Source organism: Nitrospira sp. T9 (assembly GCF_052156535.1).
Lineage (GTDB): Bacteria > Nitrospirota > Nitrospiria > Nitrospirales > UBA8639 > Nitrospira_E.
On record NZ_JBQKUP010000011.1, the window covers coordinates 1 to 16,833 of the forward strand.

General features: G+C 51.5%; 7 protein-coding genes. All 7 read left to right on the plus strand.

Translation table 11 applies throughout. From position 1 onward, the window contains the following. The first annotated feature begins 9 nt into the window (after positions 1–9). Positions 10–1,263, plus strand: coding sequence for a 4Fe-4S dicluster domain-containing protein (locus ACTRXD_RS00110; protein ID WP_442429861.1), 1,254 nt, complete (start codon positions 10–12; stop codon positions 1,261–1,263). A gap of 752 nt (positions 1,264–2,015) precedes the next feature. Then, positions 2,016–3,614, plus strand: coding sequence for a DHA2 family efflux MFS transporter permease subunit (locus ACTRXD_RS00115; protein WP_442429862.1), 1,599 nt, complete (start codon positions 2,016–2,018; stop codon positions 3,612–3,614). Continuing rightward, on the plus strand, positions 3,611–5,122 hold the full coding sequence (locus tag ACTRXD_RS00120) for an efflux transporter outer membrane subunit (protein ID WP_442429856.1): 1,512 nt from the start codon (positions 3,611–3,613) through the stop codon (positions 5,120–5,122). The genes ACTRXD_RS00115 and ACTRXD_RS00120 overlap by 4 nt, the downstream gene beginning before the upstream one ends. Before the next feature lie 16 nt (positions 5,123–5,138). After that, positions 5,139–6,320 (plus strand): HlyD family efflux transporter periplasmic adaptor subunit, encoded by a 1,182-nt coding sequence (locus ACTRXD_RS00125; RefSeq protein WP_442429857.1) that lies wholly within the window; start codon positions 5,139–5,141, stop codon positions 6,318–6,320. A gap of 580 nt (positions 6,321–6,900) precedes the next feature. Then, entirely contained in the window at positions 6,901–11,778 is a 4,878-nt protein-coding gene (locus ACTRXD_RS00130; protein WP_442429858.1) for a hypothetical protein, read from the plus strand. 128 nt (positions 11,779–11,906) lie between these two features. After that, positions 11,907–12,830, plus strand: a complete 924-nt coding sequence (locus ACTRXD_RS00135) for a carboxypeptidase-like regulatory domain-containing protein (RefSeq protein WP_442429859.1) — start codon at positions 11,907–11,909, stop codon at positions 12,828–12,830. Positions 12,831–13,722: 892 nt separating this feature from the next. Continuing rightward, the coding region (locus ACTRXD_RS00140; RefSeq protein WP_442429860.1) for a molybdopterin-dependent oxidoreductase at positions 13,723–16,833 on the plus strand (3,111 nt) is incomplete at its 3' end.

Sequence of the window (16,833 nt, forward strand, 5' to 3'; positions counted from 1 at the left end):
GGACGAAAGATGCTGTATCCGTATGAGGAGCGGCATCCGAAATGGCAGTTTGCGTTTGTCTTTAACATCAACCGGTGTCTGGCGTGTCAAACCTGCTCGATGGCGGACAAGTCGACGTGGCTGTTCAGCAAAGGGCAGGAATACATGTGGTGGAACAACGTGGAAACGAAGCCGTACGGGGGCTATCCGCAGTTCTACGATGTGAAGATCACGCAGTTGATTGAGCAGGTCAATCCGGGCGGGCAGGTGTGGAACGTGCGGGTGGGCCGCAAACACCATGCGCCGTACGGGGTGTTTGAAGGGATGACGATCTTTGATTCAGGGGCCAAGATCGGGCAGGCGGCCATTGGCTATATCCCGACCGACCAGGAATGGCGGTTTGTGAATATTTATGAAGATACGGCGACCTCGATGCGGGCGATCGTGGAAGGGGTCGATAAGACGGGGTTTACGAAAGAAGAGCCGTGGAAAATGCAAGGCAGCAGCTTGCCGGAGCATGAGACGTACTTCTTCTATCTGCAACGCATCTGTAACCACTGTACGTATCCGGGGTGTCTGGCGGCGTGTCCGCGGAAGGCCATCTACAAGCGGCCGGAAGACGGGATTGTGTTGATCGACCAGAACCGGTGCCGGGGGTACAAGAAGTGTGTGGAGCAATGCCCCTATAAGAAGCCGATGTACCGGGGCACGACGCGGGTGAGTGAGAAGTGTATTGCGTGCTATCCGCGGGTGGAAGGCAAAGACCCCTTAACGGGGGGCGAGCCGATGGAGACGCGGTGTATGGCGGCGTGCGTGGGCAAAATCCGGCTGCAAGGGTTGGTGAAGGTGGGCGATGACGGGCTCTGGGCGGAAGATCGCTGGAATCCGTTGTACTATGCCATCCGGGTGGAACAAGTGGCGTTGCCGTTGTATCCGCAATGGGGCACGGAGCCCAACGGGTTTTACATTCCCCCGCGGCAGGCGCCGCGCGGCTACATCCGGCAGATGTTTGGGCCGGGGGTGGATAATGCGATTGAGAAGTATCTGGTGCCGAGCCGGGAGTTGTTGGCGGTGCTGCAGTTGTGGCGGGCGAGCCAACAGATCATCTTCCGGTATGACGTGATTCCGGGGCCGAAAGTGTTTGAAACCCAAATCCATGGGCGGAAGTTTGAGATGTACAACGACACGGTGTTGGGGTTCAACAAATCGGGCAAGGAAGCGGTGCGGCAGCAAGTGGAAGAGCCGATTTACATCCGCCCGGCGGAGCGGGTGAACTGGCTGTAAGTTCCAGGATTATTCATGCAGTGGGAGACAACCGGAATCATCAATTTTCGGTGAGGCTGGAGGCCGGCTGGCGACGTAAAAATGAGTGTCAGGGAAAAATTGCCACCCGGTCTCTCCCCTGTTAAGGGGAAAAGCCGGAAAGGGGGAATGTTATGAATTGTCGGCGTTGTGCCGGTCTCATGCATTGGCTAAATATGGGAGATCATCTTAATGATTCAGGACAATTATGGTCCATGGCTTGGCAATGCTATAACTGTGGAGAAATTGTCGATTCTTTAATATTAAAAAATCGGGGAAACGAACCCAGGCCCAAGGTGGGAAAGGCCCGCCTTAAAACGTTTTCACCATCCAGGCAGATAATGCGGGAAAATGCTCAAACCATAGAAGCCTAACGAAGAACCGCGAGTCCGCTGCTGGAAGAGCACAAAGGGGTGAATACGTTTCACCTCCTTGTGCTCTTCTTCGTTGAATATATGAAAAATAATCCAAAATTCTTTTTCATCACAAAGGATTCATTCAACGGAATTCCAAATTATTAATCGAAGAAAGACCGTTTTTGGGATGGGTACGACGGGACCTGATATTCAGATAAGGCAGTTGACCATTCATAAGGGAGAAGCATCATGGAGGATGTCCAACCTTTGGATGGTTGGGTGAACTGTAGTGTTTGCCTATTGAAGGTGTCCACCATGAATTTTTTCCATATCCGCTCAGCCAGGCGGAAATGTCTGTTTGTGAGGCAAAGAAAGCTCATGCAGGCCAAGTTTTCCAAACGCCTGCGAGGCTGGCACTTTATTCTGTTCAATATCACGCTCGGTCTTGGGCACATTCTCGTGATGTTCAATGCCGGGTCCTATGTGGCGCTGTTACCCCATGTCGCCGGCGACCTGGAAGGGGTATTGCCGAGTTTCCTGACCTGGGCTCAGACGGATTTTATGATTGCTCTGGCGCTGGGTATTCCCATTGGTCGCACGTTGTCTGACCGGTACGGCAATATCCGTGTGTTTGTTTCCGCGTTTCTTCTGTATGCCGTGGCTTCATATATTGGCGCTATTAGTCAGACCCATTGGGAATTTCTGAATGCCAGAATTGTTCAGGGGTTTGCAGGCGGCCTCACGATTTTTCTCTCACAAGACATGCTCCTCAGAGAGTACCCGGATCGGCTCAAGTCCATGGGATTAGCTATTTGGGGTTTGTTTACCATTACGCCATTTACCATTGGACTTCCTGTGGGCGGGTGGATCGCGGATGATCTCGGGTGGCGTTATCTATTTTATATGGATGTGGTCCTCTCCTTGATTGTCGTCGGCTTCATGGGTTCGTTGCTGTATGGTCGGGGATTCCGTCAACAGCGTACCAGATTCGATTTCGTGGGATTTTTTCTCTTGGCGGTCATTTTGGGGGGCATTCAGACTCTTCTGAACATGGGGAACGATTTTGACTGGCTTGACTCGCTATTCCTCCGTGGCGTCCTGATTGTCGTCATCGTGGCATTGCCTTGTTTTATCATCTGGGAGTTTGGCGAACGTCATCCTATCCTGGATCTCCGGCTGTTCGCTGACCGGAATTTTACCATCGGGGTGATCTGTTTGGTGGTGGGATTCTTTTCGATCCAGGGATTACTCACACTTCTGATCGTCCAGCTTCAATTGTTGATGGGTTATTCCTCGCTACTTGCCGGTATGGCGCTTTTCCCCATGGTTTTATTGGGGGCTCCGATGATTGCCGTGATGCATGAGCTCTCCAAGCGGTTCGACGTTCGCCTGCTGGCGAGTCTCAACTTTCTTGGATTTGCAGTGACTCTGTACTGGATAGGCCAATACGACGATCCTCACTCATTTGACCAGATTTTCTGGCCTATTCTGCTCGAAGGTCTATTCTTGGGATCATTTTTCACTCCGCTGACTGTGCTCATGCTTCATCGATTGCATGACGGTCAGGTGATACGTGCAGCGGAAACGGCCAATCTGTTGCGGATTTCCGCCGGGGCGATCGGGATTACGTACCAGGAGGTTGTACTTTTCCGACGTCTCCCCTTTCATCAGCTTCATTTGGCGAATCATTTTGGAGGAAGGCAGTTTGCGTCATTCGACGTGTTGGGAGGATTCTCGACCAAGCTGACTGGCGCCGGGCTCGATACTGCCATGGTCAATGGCAAGCTCCTGGGTCTTGTCAGGCAATATGCGGGCATTCTGGCCATGAGCGATGCGTTTCTGCTTGCCAGCTCTATGTTTGTGGGATTAGCCGCGCTCGTCTGGTTGGCCTATCCCACTCAACTCCCGTTGTACCCAAGCCGGGAAGAAGAGTTGGAAGAAATGCGGTCCGAAGCACTCCTTGAGGAGCCGCTATGAATCATCCCCTCGCATTGAAATGGCACTGGTTACTTACGTTCAGTCTGTGCAATCTGCTCCTTTGTGCCGGTTGTGCCTGGATTCCTCCAGGCGAAGACCCTGCCGAATTCTTAGAATCGAATTCCATGGACGAGACACTTTCCCATGCGATTCATCACGAACCGGAGGATCCAATCCTGCAATGGCCTGAAGATCGTTGGTGGAAAGAGTTCGGGAGCCCTGAGCTGGACGAGTTGATCGACACAGGTCTCAAGAATAACCCCGGTCTCAAGGTTGCCTACGCCCGTCTCCATGAGGCGCATGCCCTGGTCCGCGTCGAAGGTGCGAGGTTGCTGCCGTTCCTGGAGGCAGATGCGGAACTGACTGCAGAGCGGATTTCCGAGCATGGCGTGTTTGCGGCCCTTAATCCTGAGGTGGCCGGGATTGATATTGCGTTGGGCCTCATCAATCCATTGAGTTTTCGATGGGAGTTGGATTTCTGGGGGAAGAATCGCGCCATGATGGAATCCGCGATGAGCAGGGAATTGGCCCATCATGCGGAATGGGCAGAGGTGCGTTTACGGTTAACCACTGCGATCGCCCGGTCATACTTTCGCAGAGTCGCATTGCGCCAGCAGCTTGAGGTGGTCGAGGCCATGGTGGAACTTCGTCGTGATCTCCTGAGTCTGGCGAAGATTCGATTTCGGTCAGGCCTGGATGATGGCAACTCGGTCATGCGGGCCACTGCGGAGTTAGAGGCGGCGAATAAACGTGAAGCCGGTATCCGGGAGCAGTTGGACTTTCAACAATATCTGCTGGTCAGGCTGAGCGGTCATGGGCCTGATTGGGGAGAGCATGTGTTCGCTGACAGGGTGATCCTGCCACGGCGAATTCCCCTGCCGCCCGAGTTGCCGATAGGGCTGTTGGCGCACCGTCCGGATCTCGCCGCGGCCAAATATCGAGCCGAGGCTGCAGCAAAGTTAATCAGGGTGGCGAAAACTCGATTTCTTCCCACTATCGATTTGAATGGGTTCGTGGGCTTTAAAGCTCTGACTCTGGCGAGCGGGGCCGGTTCTTTGGGTAATCTTCTGTTTTCATCGTCCAGTCTTGCGTATGGGGGAGGACCGGGTCTGCGGCTTCCCTGGTTCGAAGGCGGTCGTCTTCGTGGAGAACTAGAAGCGCAACGGAGAGAATATGACTCGGCAGTGGAACTCTATAACGATACCTTGCTGGAAGCCATGCGGGAAGTTGCCGACAGTTTAAGTGTCTGGCATGAGACTCGCTCGATGCTTGATGCACATCGTCGGCTTCTGACATCGGTGAGTCACGACCGGCACCTTGTTGAATTCCGCTTTCGCACCGGTCTAGACGATCGCCGTGAGGTGTTAAAACAGCATCATGCGGTATTGGATCAGGAGTTTGCCTTGAAGGCTCTGGAAGCCGATCAACTTGTGTCGATGGTGGGTTTGATCGAAGCCCTGGGTGGGGGATACCCCATCGTTCAAGAATCCTCTCAAGCAAGGAAATGACATCATGGAGACCCCTATGGTGAAAATTCGCCCTAAGGAATTTCGCCGCCGACGTAACCGTCGGTTGGCGTTGGTTGGCGTGATTCTTGTTGTGGCGGTATTGGCTTACGGCGGGTACTGGTGGTACTACGCACGTTTCTGGGTCTGGACCGATAATGCCTTTATTGCCGGCAATCTCGTCACGTTGGAGGCCCAGGCAACGGGCATTATCACTCAGGTCCTCGTGGAGGAAACCCAGTATGTAGAAAAAGGAGATCTTCTCATTCGTCTTGATGAACACCAGGCCCAGGCCAGATTGGGCCGGACGCGGGGTCTACTGGGAGGGGAGGTGCGCAGAGTCGCGTCATTGTTCGCCCAGAGGCGGCAGATTCAGCAAAAATTTACCTCAAGGATGGCTCGACTCGACTTAGTACGCCACGATTTGGCCCGCTTCCGTGAGGCGCTTCCGAGTGGGGCCATATCTGAACAAATCCTCCAAAATGCCCTTGATAAAATGCGAGTACTTCAAGCCGAGGTCATGGAAGTCCGTGAGGAATACCAATCCATCACCGCGGAGGTTGGGGGTGTGAATATCATGCATCATCCGGCTGTAGAAGCCGCTAAGCATGAATTCATCACTGCCTATCTCGAATACATACGACAGCGCATTCGGGCGCCGGCTTCGGGCCATGTGGCCAAGCGAAAGGCACAGGTCGGAGACCAGGTTCATCCGGGTGTTCCATTGATGACGATCGTGCCTTTGGATCATCTGTGGGTGGAAGTAAATTTACGGGAAACCGAAATGCAGCAGGTCCGCCCCGGTCAGTCGGCACTGATAAATGTGGACGTCTACGGGAAGCACCACACATACCATGGGACGGTCGAAGGGTTGGTGCCCGGCACTGGCAGCGTTTTCGCTTTGTTGCCTCCTGAAAATGCGACCGGCAATTTCATTCATATCGTGGAACGGGTGCCTGTGCGCGTAGCTTTTTTGAAAGAAGAGATCCTGGAGCACCCCGTCCGTCCCGGATTGTCGACCAAAACCTATATCGATGTGAGCGAGCCGGGACGCCCTCTGGGAGTTTCGCTGGCAGAGACTTCCACTCAGGAATATGAGACGAATATCTATGCCAATGAACTTACCGATGCAGAATCGCTGGCACAAGAGATTATCATGGAGAACCTTATTTTGAAACGCGATCGGCTCGAACCGGCATAGAGGGTAGAGTAGCGTCGGTTCAGAAATCCTATGTATCGGGAGGCAGTCAACGTGAGGGTGGAGGACAAAAGCATTCTCCCTTCGGTCCACAATCTTTCCTGTAATATGTTGAGGAAGGTTTAAGTACCCTCCTCCCACTACTTGCATAATGAAGGCCTTTGTTCTGTTCTTCCCGTCCAACCGGATGAGCCTGGTCCTCCTTCTGAAAATCCTTTCTTCATTCTTAAGAAATCCTCAATCAAGCCTGCTCGTTAATCGTTAATCATTGCAGTAAATGTGTCTCCCACGAAAAGCGGTGGTGGAATCGTGGTGGGCGGCAGCGATCTTTCGCGGCATTCCAGCGGATTGATTTTTATTTGCCAAAAGAGGCCATGAAAATAAGGCCAATTTGTAGATAGTGGTTTAAGCGTTGGGCGGCTCGCTATTTGCTTATTGGAAAGTAACGAAAAAGTATTGTCATGAATCAAAGAAGAAATGCATTAGGGAAGAAAATGTTATCGCTATAGAAAGGGCTCAGATTCTCGGAGACATTAATAACTTAAAGGGCCATGATCGATTTTTTTTGAGGAGGGGATGTTTTATGTTGTCAGGAAAGAAGGTGTATGGCGCAGTGAAAGGCGTTGTGGCGTGTATAGGGATGGTGCTCATGATGAGTGCTATGGGACATGCGGGAGAGGAGATTCAGGAGGAAATGGATTTTCATGCTGGTCATAACGTGGCGGCAGCGTCAGGAAAGACGAATAATTGGGTAGAGAGGTTAAAAGGCCAGACGATTGTAGAGGACTCGATGGAGGGGAATCCTGATCGTGCGGCGAACGTGGATCGGCAGCATGAACGGTTAATGTCAAAAATGGGACATCAAATGCAGGCCGATTTGAGGTTGATGGAAGGTAGTGGGGCCTATGACACCGCCACGATGCTCCATCAATACGGAGCCGGCCCGGCAGACTATCTTCTGGCTTCGGACAATGAAATTGAACCCGTCTCGGGTCAGCCTGGACTGTGTCCGGCTGGTGTGCCCGAAAAGCACTACGATATTTCGGCCATCGACGTGGAAATCACGTTGAATAGATGGCTCGACTACTATGTTGGCTACATGTATGTCCTCACCGAAAATCTCGAGAAGGTGCGGGAGGAAGAAGCGGCTAATGCTGCGGCCCGTGAGAAGGAGGGATATGATCCCGGCGCGGTTGAGACCGGTTTGCAAAATAACTGGATTCAGCCATTGGTAATCCGGGGCAATCAGGGTGATTGCGTGAGGTTCACTCTCCGCAATCAGTTGATTACCGGAGAAGGGGTGAGTTTGCAGATCGGGGGATCAAGTATGATGGTGAGCACAACCGGCCAACCGGCGACAACCACGAACCCTGATGCGATCGCGATGGAAGGCCAAAGCGTCGACATGGAGTGGTACATTCCACCGACGATGCAGGAAGGCGGACGGCAGTTTCATAGTTACAGCAATGATCGTGAGTTGACGGTGATGGGCCTGATGGGGACTTTTGTGGTGGAACCAAAGGGTTCGACGTATCTGGATCCGCTTGGCGCAGGGGAACCGACACCGATGACCAGTGGTTGGCAGGCGATTATCAAAAACGGCACCGGTCCGGATTTTCGCGAGTTCGTACTCATTTATCATGAAGTCGGCGATGAAGCCTTTCGTCCCGTCAATAAGCATGGTGACTTTATTCCGCAGCGGGATCCAATCACCGATGTGTACCGGCCCGTCGCGCGGGCGTTGAACTACCGAAGCGAGCCGTTTGGTGTGGACAACATGCAAACGCAGCATGAGTATTTCGGATTTGAGGACGAGTCAATGGCCTACAGTGCCTATACCTTCGGTGATCCGGCCACCACTGTGCCGCGCAGTTATTTGGGCGATCCGGCGAAGTTCCGGCTGGTGCATGGGGGATCGGAGGTTTTCCATTCCCATCATCCCCATGGCGGGTCAATTCGCTGGCCCAGGAGTCCCCGTGCGATTGACGAAATGCCCTTGTGGCACACCGCAAAAAACGGACCGGTGAAGTACCCCGTCGTCCGAACAAAGACGGACCGCGTCGACGTGGAGGTGATCGGGCCGTCCGAGGCCGTTGACCTGGAAACGGAATGTGGATCGGGACTCTGCCAGCAATTGGCTGGTGATTTTTTGTTTCATTGCCATGTGGCGCATCACTACATCGCCGGGATGTGGGGCTATTGGCGAGTTTACAATACCATCCAGCAGGGAGAAGTCCACAACGATACGATGCCGGACCTTCGCGAATTGCCGGACCGCAAGGGACGGATCAAGGCCGGTGTCACTTCGGACCAGCTGATCGATAAGAAAGTTGATTGGTTCGGCAAAGAATTTAAAATTATCGAGAAGGGTACAACGGATTGGAAAGCCAATCCGGCTGTCGTCACGGTGAAGGACTGGGTGGAAATGCAGTTGCCGCCTCAAGGCAAGCCCGGTCACAAAGATGATGAGAGAGAGCAGATACTTTCCTATGATGCGACGGTGTTGGACTGGATTTGGAACGGAAACCGTGCCATGACTGAACGGGAAAACACTATCCCCAATCCACGATACCAATCTCCGGCTCCCGGAGAACGCTTGCCGATTCTGTTCGAGCCCACCACCGGTAAGATCGCATGGCCACACTTGAGGCCGCATTTCGGAAAACGGGTGCCATTCTCTCAGAATCACAATCCTTCTCCTTGGCTCGAAATGATTCATTTAGATGATGATGGTCGGATGAGTTCTTATCCGGCAAAGCCTGGAGAAAACGGACGGTGGAGCCTGTGTCCAGCCAATGCCGGCTCCAAAAAGTTTAACGTGCATTTCATTAAAACCCCCATGATGGTGGCAGATAAACAAGGGGATGAACCGGCAATCATCGATCCGGATGGGACGATCTATGTTCTGCATGAAGAAGAGGAAGAGGTCCGAAAAAATAATGATAAGAGACATCCGCTGGTCGTGAGGTCTAACGTGTACGACTGTGTCGACTGGATGCTGACAAGCGAATGGGTTGACGACGACAATTTCAACATGCATGCGTCGAAGATCAACACCCATTGGCATTTCATGCAGTTCGACAATCAATCGTCGGATGGTGTGATTACCGGGTTTTCATATGAACAATCCGTGCGACCCTTTACGATGATGGAGAAGACGACTGACAAGGGCCTGCCACTGCCGATGAATACGGTATTTACCAAGCCGGGCAAGAAAGGTGACGTGACCATCACGGTGAAAAATGCCGCGCAGTATCATCCGAAGAACGAGATTCTGATCGGTGCCGATAACGTGAAGCACAACGAGATCGGGCGCATTAAGGCCATAGATGGGGATCAAATCAGGCTGTATCGGCCGTTAGAGCATGATCATCCGGTGGATGACATCGTTACCGTGGAATTCGTAAGACAGCGATTCTGGGCGGATGCGGACGTGGGAACGGTATTCTGGCACGACCATGCGGTCGGCCGTGTGACTTGGGGACACGGAGGTTTCGGGACGATGATCGTCGAACCATGGGGCTCGACCTACCACGATCCTAAAACGGGGGAACCGATCCGAAGCGGACCTGTGGCCGATATCCGGACGACGGAGCCGGTCGGGTATGGAGTGAACGGAAGCTTCCGTGAACTGATGGTGCAGTTGAACGACAGTGTGCCGCATTCCGTCAACATCGTTACTGCAGGTAATCCTCCGGGCCAGCCGATTGAGGTCGCGCTGGAAGCGGGAAAGACGATCTCATTTCCCATGCCTGAACATATTCCCATGACACCGATGCCCTTTCTCAACGGGGGAACCCACACCACCGGTGGCAGTTTTAACTTCCGGGCCGAACCGATCGCGGCTAGACTCAAGGCAAACCCGGATTTCTCGAACCTCTTCAATAGCCATGTTCATGGGGATCCCTATACGCCAATGGTCAGGGCGTATCTCGGCGATACGGTCGTGTTCCGGCTGTTGGAGACCATGACAAACGAATCAATGGTGTGGACGTTGTCAGGGCATACCTTTCTGACTGAACGGTATGCCGGTGATGCCAACCGGAAGAATTCCATCCACATCGGGATCGCAGAGCGATACGATCTTGTGGTTCCGCAGGCAGGCGGGCCTCGGCTCCAGCCTGGTGATTACATCCATTTTAACGGACGTTCTTCAAAATTCTCGGAAGGAGCCTGGGGTATTCTGCGGGTATTGGATAAGGAAGTGCCTGATCTTCAAAAGTTGCCGGCCGGTTATTCCGGTCGTAATGAAATTCCAGAGCCTGGTCCGGTCTGTCCTACAGAAGCACCGGTCAAATCATTTAATGTTGTGGCGATGGATTTTCCTTCCATGAATTTCAACACGAAGGCACCCGAAGCCGTAGAGGTCGATTTCGAACGGAACATTCTACTCCAGAATCCGGAGGGAAAAATATATGTGCTCGAAGAAGATGTCGCAAAGACGGTCAGTGGAATTCAACCGATGCCGCTGACTCTGAGAGCCAATGTCGGCGACTGTCTTAAGATTCACTTGACGAATCACATGAAGGAAAGCCGCGCGTCGTTCTCCGCGCTTTCCCTCGCCTTTGATCCTAAGGATTCGTTGGGAGTTAACGTCGGGCAGAATCCAGGTGATCAAACGGTTGCGCCTGGAGAGAGCCGGACGTACACCTATTACGCCGATCCGTTTTTAGGTGAGATTGCCTCGTTGGTCTGGGACTGGGGCAATGTTATGCACAATCCTAGGAACGGGCTTTACGGCGCAATCATTATCGGGCCGAAAGGCGCGACGTATCGTGATCCCAAAACAGGTGCGGATATATCCAATAAGAACAGTTGGATTGCCGACGTGATCGTGGATCGGACGGTGACTGGATACGAAGATCGACCAAATTATCGGGATGCGGCCTTGTTCTTCCAGGACGAGGACAACATCATCGGTACGAGCTTCATGCCTTACGTGCAGAACGTGGCTGGGCTGGTCGGGGTGAATTATCGAGCGGAACCTTATTTGTTCCGTGAGGAACAGGGATGTACGTTGGATAGGATATTCCAGCCCTGTTCTGAGGAAAATCCGGAAGACCCCATCACACCGATCATCGAGGCCCACGCCGGTGATCCCGTTCGCATTCATGTCTTTGGTGCCAGCAATGAACAAAATGGGATGTTCGGCGTTGAAAGTCATGAATGGCCCATCGAACCATTTATGCGAGGAGCCGATCAAATCAACGTCGTGGAGTTTTCGGGGTCAGAAGCGTTGGATGCCTTCATTCCAGCCGCAGGCGGACCTTATCAACGTACCGGGGATTACGTCTGGAGCAACCAGCGGTTGCCCTATTCCCAATCAGGGCAATGGGGATATCTACGCGTACTACCAGGGAGTGACCAACGAATCCTATCATTGGATGGGGCACCTGGCATTAAAGAAGCCAAGTTGCCACACGAGCAAGTAGTCCATATTAATCCCGTCGAACTGAAATGAGCCGGCATGAGTTCTAGTTGACGGGTTTAGGAACGGGGAAGCCGATGATTGGCTTCCCCGTGCTGCTCTAAATCCAAAAAATCACGTTTTCGAGAGACGTCATGAATCTAATACTGGTGGAGGATCGGATGAAAAATACGCTGGTGCAAATTATTGGGGTGACATTGGGTATCCTGGGGATGTGGGCCATCCCGGTTTGGGCCTATGAAGAAAGTCAGGTCAAACAAGGAGGAACGATTCGTGGGCAAGTGACTTTAGCTGGAGGGATGCCTAAAGCCATGGCTTTTAATTTGGTGACGATTCCTGATCCGGTTTTTTGTGGGCGAATTTCAACCGGAACAGGATGGCGTATTGTTGAAGATTTCATACTTGGATCTCAGGGCTCGCTGAAGGACGCGATTGTGATGCTCAAGGGTATTGAAAAAGGGAAAGCGTTTGAGTTGCCAAAAGTGACAATCGAAGCGAAGGATTGTGATTTTCTCCCATTTGTCAATGTCTTACGGGATCAGGATGAACTGACGGTCATTAATATGGATCCAGTGGAACATGATATCCAGGGATACGAAACGGCTCGTGAGCGTGGGGCGAGGGTCTTGTTTAATCGCCCTCTTCCAATGAATCCATTTCATAAAGTATTGGATTTGATCAACAGGCATGATCATTTACCCGGCAAGCCAATGGTCGAAAAAATTCATTTGCAGAAGGATCGGAATATCTTTGTGATGCAATGCGGGTTTCATCCCTATATGTTTTCCTGGGGGGTGGTGGTTGACAATCCCTATTATGCGATTACAACCGAGGATGGATGGTTTGAGATATCCGATATTCCACCTGGAACCTATACGTTATCGGTCTGGCATGCCGGAATGAAGAAATACTTAAACCGTGAGGTGACTATTGAACCGAATGGGTCAATTTCTGTGAATTTTGAATATCAATCACCCGTGGGTCGCCGCAGTGTTCATGAAATTCAAGAAAACCCCCATTTTGGATTGGGACTATTAGGGGAAGAAGTCATCATTCCTTCACTTCGTCTTCAACATCCCTCATAACAAACACCATGAAAAGGTCATCATAATAGGTGCACGGGATGTTTCTGTTTCTGAGAGTGGGAAACTTTTGAGCTGAGTCATTTCTTTATTCGCGCTGATTTCTTCTTCCAATCTCCTAATGTTTAGTATGGCATTCAGGGAATGCCTGCCTCAACGATCCATGTTCTTTGGGAGATGCAGATTCTTATTCATCCATCCTCGATAGGATTCTCAAAACGGAATCTGGTTGCCAATTGGGAGAGTATCGTTTTGACCATATTTTCCTCTTGGCATAAATTGGGTTTCTACCCTCCCACTAGGATATAGGTTAGCCGTCGGGCATGATTCATGTGTTTTCCACCCCTTCGTTTTCCAAAGATGTCCTTATCATTGAATTTCGCATACCCCCTTTCGTTTTTTCCCCTACATTAATCTTCTGATACACCAAACCGAAGTCGTATTTTGTGCCGAGTGTGAGCTCAGCTTGGAACGATCGGGTTACCCATATTCCAATTTTGCGGAATATGAAATTTCCATGTTTATCCAAAAAAACCAGGACGCCTGAAAAGCTTAACTAAAAATCATCACCATTGAAATTTCGATGTTTCGTGAGCGTTTCGCGATATTTTTCGTGGCCTGATTAGTTTTCCATAACAAGCAGTAACTTCAATTAACCTCTCGTTTTCAATGAGTTAAGAAAATTAATAGGAGAGCAATTGTTTGGACTAAAGATTGCTATTCAAGAGTGAGGATGAATGTGGTGACACTGGTGACCAGTGTTCGTTCATTATTCAGTTGAATCGGGATGGTAAGAAAGGAGGTGCAAGCAGGTCTGGGTTGAAGTCCAATTACGGAAATCTTTAATTAATTATGGCTATCCGTAATGAGTTTTTTTAAAAAAGGAGGTCTTTTAATGTTTCTTTCTAGACGTCAATTCTTGAAAGTTTCTGCCGGGACTGTGGCGGCAGTCGCACTTGCCGATAAGGCTCTGGCCTTAACCGCCTTGCAGCCAGTCATTGAGGTGGGTAACCCCCTTGGTGAATATCCTGACCGTTCATGGGAGCGGGTCTATCACGATCAATATCGCTATGACAGTTCGTTTACCTGGTGCTGTTCCCCCAACGATACCCATGCCTGCCGTATTCGTGCGTTTGTGCGGAACGGGGTCGTGATGCGGGTTGAGCAAAATTATGACCATCAAACATATGAAGATCTCTATGGCAACCGTGGGACGTTCGCACACAACCCCCGTATGTGTTTGAAGGGGTTTACGATGCATCGTCGGGTGTATGGTCCATACCGTTTAAAGGGGCCCTTGATGCGTCGAGGGTGGAAGCAATGGATGGATGACGGAAGCCCGGAGTTCACTCCTGCTATTCAGACGAAATACAAGTTTAATGCGCGGTATTTGGACGACATGTTGCGGGTGTCCTGGGATACGGCGTTTACCTATTTGGCTAAGGCTATGATCATCATCGCCAACCGGTATAGCGGAGAATATGGGGCGCGCAAACTGCGTGAGCAAGGCTATCCACCGGAGATGATTGAAATGATGAAAGGCTCTGGAGTCCGGTCATTTAAATTCCGGGCCGGTATGCCTGTTTTGGGTATCATTGGGAAAATGGGCATTACCCGGATGAATGGCGGCTGCGGGGCTTTATTGGATTCCTACGTCAGAAAAGTCGGGCCTGAAAATGCTCAAGGAGGACGATACTGGAATAACTATACCTGGCACGGCGACCAGGACCCTTCCCAGCCCTGGTGGAATGGGACTCAAAATTGCGATATCGATTTGGCAGATATGCGGTTCTGTAAATTCAACACCAGTTGGGGTAAAAACTTCGTCGAAAATAAAATGCCGGAAGCTCACTGGAAGCTGGAGTCTATTGAACGAGGTGCGCGAATTGCGGTCATTACCCCGGAATACAATCCGACGGCATATCGAGCCGACTACTGGATTCCCATCCGTCCCGAGTCAGACGGGTCCTTCTTTTTAGGGGCCTGCAAAATGATCGTGGATGAGGGTTTGTTCGATGCTGATTTCGTGCGGGCCAACACCGATATGCCACTGCTGGTTCGTACCGATACACTTCAGTATTTAGATCCGCGTGATGTGATTAAAGATTACCAGTTTCCTGATTTTACCAATACCTATTCGGGCAAAGTGCAAACCCTGAAACCTGCGGAAATCGCCAGGTTAGGGGGAATCATGGTCTGGGATCTGAATAAAAATCAAGCGGTACCCATTCATCGTGAATTGGTGGGTTGGCATTTCAAGAAGAGTGGCATTGATCCGGCTTTGACGGGGACTCATCGGGTTCGGTTGCTTACCGGCCGGGAAGTGGACGTGATGCCGATTTTCCAAATGTATCAAGTCCATCTTCAAGACTATGATTTGGATACGGTCCATCAAATCTGTCGGTCGCCGAAGGATCTGATCGTTCGGTGGGCGCGAGATATGGGTACGGTCAAACCGGCCGCTATTCATAATGGAGAGGGTGTGTGCCATTACTTCCACATGACGCAAAACGGTCGTGCGGCGGCATTGACGCTCATTTATTCCGGAAATATGGGGAAATTCGGAAGCGGTTGCCATACCTGGTCTGGAAATTACAAAGCGGGTACGTGGGCGGCTACGCCGTGGTCAGGATCCGGTCTTGCTGTGCATACCGGAGAGGATCCGTTCAAGATCACGACGGACCCCAATGCTCATGGAAAAGAAATAAAAACCAGAAGTTACTACTATGGTGAAGAAGTCGGATATTGGAACCACGGCGATACGGCGTTGATTGTGAATACGCCCAAGTATGGCCGACGGGTGTTTACCGGAAAAACGCATATGCCGACGCCGAGTAAATTCCGGTGGGTGGCCAACGTGAATGTGTTGAATAATTCGAAGCACCATTATGACATGGTCAAGAACGTGGATCCGCATAATGAATGCCTCGTGCATCAAGAAGTGGAAATGACCTCGGATGTCAACCATTTTGATGTGTCGTTTGCCGTGAATACCTGGATGGAGTTTACCTATCCTGAGCATACGGCGACGGTGTCGAATCCATGGTTCCAAGTATGGAAAGGCGGGATCCGGCCGTTGTATGACACGCGGAACGATTTGGATACGGTTGCGGGCGTCGCGGCCAAACTCACCGAAATGACCGGTGATGGCCGGTTCCGCGATTACTTCAAATTTGTCTATGACAATCGCGTGGACGTGTACCTCCAACGATTGTTGGATGCCGGCAACTGTTCCTATGGGTATAACGCTGACACGATGTTGAAATCGGAAAAGGGCTGGATGGTGATGACCCGGACCTATCCTCGACATCCATTCTGGGAAGAGACCAACGAATCGAAACCGATGTGGACCCGCAGTGGACGCGTGGAGACCTACCGGGTGGAGCCGGAAGCCATTGAATATGGGGAAAACTTCATTGTTCATCGTGAAGGGCCAGAGGCCACTCCATACTTACCCAATGCGATCATGTCATCCAATCCTTATATCCGGCCGGATGACTATGGTGTGCCGATCACGGCGCAACATCATGACGACAAAACCGTCCGCAACATCAAGTTGCCCTGGGCGGAAATTAAACGATACGCCAATCCGCTCTGGGAAAAGGGGTATCAGTTCTATTGCGTAACGCCGAAGACCCGGCATCGGGTGCATAGCCAATGGTCGGTGAATGACTGGGTGCAGATGTATGAATCCAATTTTGGTGATGCCTATCGGATGGATAAGCGGACGCCAGGTGTGGGTGAACATCAAATCCATATCAACCCATCAGCGGCCAAAGATCGTGGGATCAACGACGGGGACTATGTCTATGTCGATGGAAACCCGGTGGACCGGCCGTATCGTGGCTGGAAGCCCAGCGACCCCTATTACAAGGTGGCGCGGTTGATGATCCGGGCGAAGTACAACCCGGCCTTCCCGTACCATGTCACGATGGCCAAGCATGCGCCGTATGTATCCACGGCGAAGTCGGTAAAGGGGCATGAAACCCGGCCGGACGGACGGGCG